Raw genomic sequence first — 2,808 nt, forward strand, 5'->3', positions numbered from 1 at the left:
GGGGCGCCGCCGTGGCGCGGCGTCCGGGGCGGTGGCGCCCGGCGCGGTGGCGCCCGGCGTGCGCGGGGGCTCGAACGCCGCCGAGGGGGCGCCCGTTGTCATTCGACGCGGTCCGCTGCCTCGGCGAGCGCCGCCACATAGTCCTCCAGCACCCAGGAGATGGAGAGCGGGGTGGGGTTGGCGGCGGTCGCCAGCGGCGTGCTGCCCGGCAGCAGATAGACGGAGTCGCGCTCGACGGCAGGGATGCGGGACAGCAGCGGGTCGTTCCGCAGCACGTCCAGCAACTCGCCGGTCTCGTCGCCGTATCCGGTGATGATGTCCACGTCGTCGAAGGCGTCGATCCGCTCGGCGCTCTGCGTCAGGGCGAACTGGTCGGTGCCCTCGGAGGCGGTGGCGATGCTCTCCGGGATGGTCAGCCCGAGGTCCTCGAAGAAGAGGGTCCTGGTGTCGTGCGTGGTGTAGAAGCCGACCTCGCTGACGTCGTTGGGGTCCACATGCGTCATGAGCATCGCCGACTTGCCCTCCAGCTGCGGGTAGTCCGCGACGGTGGCCGCGATCTCGTCCTCGATGGAGCCGACCAACTCCTCGGCCTCGGCGTCGAGTCCGAGCGCCTCGCTGTTCAGCCGGATGATCTCGCGCCACGGGGTCGCCCAGGGGGCGTCCGGGTAGGCGATGGTCGGGGCGATCTCGCTGAGCGTGTCGTAGTCCTCCTGGGTCAGCCCGGAGTAGGCGGCCAGGATCACGTCGGGCTCGGTGTCGGCCACGGCCTCGAAGTCGATGCCGTCGGTCTCGTCGAAGAGAACGGGCGTCTCGGCGTCGAGTTCCTCCAGCCGCTCGGCGACCCAGGGCAGCACCCCGTCGCCGTCGTCGTCGCCGAAGTTCGCCGCCGCCATGCCGACGGGGACGACGCCGAGGGCCAGCGGCACCTCGTGGTTGGCCCAGTTGACGGTGGCGACGCGCTGCGGCGCGGACTCGATGGTCGTCTCGCCGAGGGCGTGCTCGATGGTGCGCGGGAACGCGGCGCTCTCGCCGGTCGCGTTGCCCGCGCCCTCGTCCGCGTTGCTCTCGTCGTCGGAGGAACCGCCGCAGGCGGTGAGCCCCAACAGGACCGCCGCCACGGCGAGAAGGGGGAGGCGGTGTGAACGCATGGCTCTCGTGACTCCACTTCCGGACCTGGGTGCCGGACCTCACACGCGGGTCGCGGAACGCGGTCGTGGAGCGGTGCACCGTTCTGACGTACGTCGGATACGGGGGGTTAGGTAAGGCTTACCTTTCCTCCCTGTGTCCATCGGTACCTTAAGAGAGCGGGGCGGGTGTCGCAATCGCCCTTTACGGACAGGGGGTGTAGCGATTGGGACAGGGGGGTGGTCCGGGGGCGGGTCGCGGTCGACGACGGTGGGGGGTGGTCCGGGCGCGTGGTCGGGTGCGGGCCGCGGACGACGACGGTGCGGAACGGCCCATGGTGCGTGGTCGGGTGCGGCCCCGTCGTGGCTCAGCGGCAGCGAAACGCCCCCGGCGTTCGCCCCGTCGTGCGGCGGAACGCCGCGCCGAACGCGCTCGCCGACTGGTAGCCGACGGCCCGCGCCACCGCCTCCACCTCCCGGCCCCGCGTGAGCAACTCCACCGCGTGCCGGGCCCGCACCGCCGCGACCCAGCGAGCGAAGCTCGTCCCCGTCTCCGTCGCGAACGCCCGCGTGATCGTCCGCGCGCTCACCCCAAGCTCCGCCGCCCAGTGCGCCAACGTCCGCTGGTCGCCCGGGTTCTCGGTGACGGCGTCGGCGATGGGCCGCAGCAGCTGGGACACGGGCATTCGCAGCGGCAACGCGTGCGGGGACGGCGTGACCACGTCCAGCACCATCGCCTCGGTCACCGACCGCGAGGCCGGCGACAGCTCGGCATCGGCGAGCCGTTCCAGCAACAGCCGCAGCAGCGGCGTGATCTCCACGGCCACCGGAACGTCGGAGATCGACGTCGTCCCGCCGAAGCCGAAGAAGCTCGCCCGGAACCAGGTCCCCGCTATCGCCGACCCCGAGTGCAGCGTGCCGGCCGGCATCCACAGGCCCAGCGTCGGCGTGATGGTCCAGACCCGCGTGCCCACCACGGCCGTTGAGGCGCCCCGCTCGTTCCACAGCAACTCGTGGAACGGGTGCGAGTGTTCGTTCCAGGTGGTGTCGCGCTCGACGATCTCGTCGTAGCACCTGATCACGAACGGCATCTCCACGGCCCCCGGCGCGTAGGCGGGCAGCCTACGGGTCTCCCGGTCGCCGCGTGGACGGGCGGCGGGGGAGGAGGGGGCGGTGGCGGTGCGCACGCCGCCAGCCTAGACGCGTCGTCGAAGCGCGCCCCGGTCAGCCGCCGGCGGGCCCGCCCAGAGCGGCGGACGCCCGGCCGAACGGCGTGCCCGTCGGCGCGGCGACCTCGGCGTGCGGGTCGCGGCAGGTGAAGCCCAGCCGCATCATGGCCCGCCGCACCTCGCCTGGCGTGAAGTCGCGCCGGTCCTGGCCGGTGATGACCTGGCCGACCTGCATCAGCGGATAGGTGCGGCGGCCGATGATCACCGACTGGCCCACCACCGGCTCGGGGCTGACCCCCTTCATCGCGGACAACACGGTGTCACGGGTCAGTTCGAACGGGTAACGGGCGATGACGCAGCGCATGGAACCTCACAGGGAGAGAAGCGGAACACGGAGCGGAGCCGGCGAGGGAACGAGTACCGGATGGACAGGGGCTCAGGCGGCGCGGCCGGCGTCCGACCTGCGCGGCGCGCTGCGGCGCCGCGCCGTCGCGCGCCGGCGCGCGTTGCCTCCC

At 72.7% G+C, this 2,808-nt stretch carries 3 protein-coding genes; all 3 read right to left on the bottom strand.

What is annotated here, in order from left to right; all coding sequences use genetic code 11:
- Positions 1-98: 98 nt before the first annotated feature.
- The gene (locus EBN88_RS29440; protein ID WP_122400036.1) at positions 99-1,148 is read right to left on the bottom strand and encodes an iron-siderophore ABC transporter substrate-binding protein; all 1,050 of its coding nucleotides are present in this window, start codon (positions 1,146-1,148) and stop codon (positions 99-101) included.
- 344 nt (positions 1,149-1,492) lie between these two features.
- On the bottom strand, positions 1,493-2,215 hold the full coding sequence (locus tag EBN88_RS29445; protein ID WP_122400038.1) for an AraC family transcriptional regulator: 723 nt from the start codon (positions 2,213-2,215) through the stop codon (positions 1,493-1,495).
- A 133-nt stretch (positions 2,216-2,348) separates the two neighbouring features.
- Entirely contained in the window at positions 2,349-2,657 is a 309-nt protein-coding gene (locus EBN88_RS29450; RefSeq protein ID WP_122400037.1) for an SCO5918 family protein, read from the bottom strand.
- Between the last annotated feature and the right edge of the window lie 151 nt (positions 2,658-2,808).

The organism is Streptomyces triticirhizae, assembly GCF_003696235.1.
Classification (GTDB): Bacteria; Actinomycetota; Actinomycetes; order Streptomycetales; family Streptomycetaceae; genus Streptomyces; species Streptomyces triticirhizae.

What these genes read in the sequence shown, in the direction of transcription:
- EBN88_RS29440 (WP_122400036.1), bottom strand. Translation starts at nt 1,148, where the DNA reads ATGCGTTCACACCGCCTCCCCCTTCTCGCCGTGGCGGCGGTCCTGTTG.
- EBN88_RS29445 (WP_122400038.1), bottom strand. Translation starts at nt 2,215, where the DNA reads ATGCCGTTCGTGATCAGGTGCTACGACGAGATCGTCGAGCGCGACACC.
- EBN88_RS29450 (WP_122400037.1), bottom strand. Translation starts at nt 2,657, where the DNA reads ATGCGCTGCGTCATCGCCCGTTACCCGTTCGAACTGACCCGTGACACC.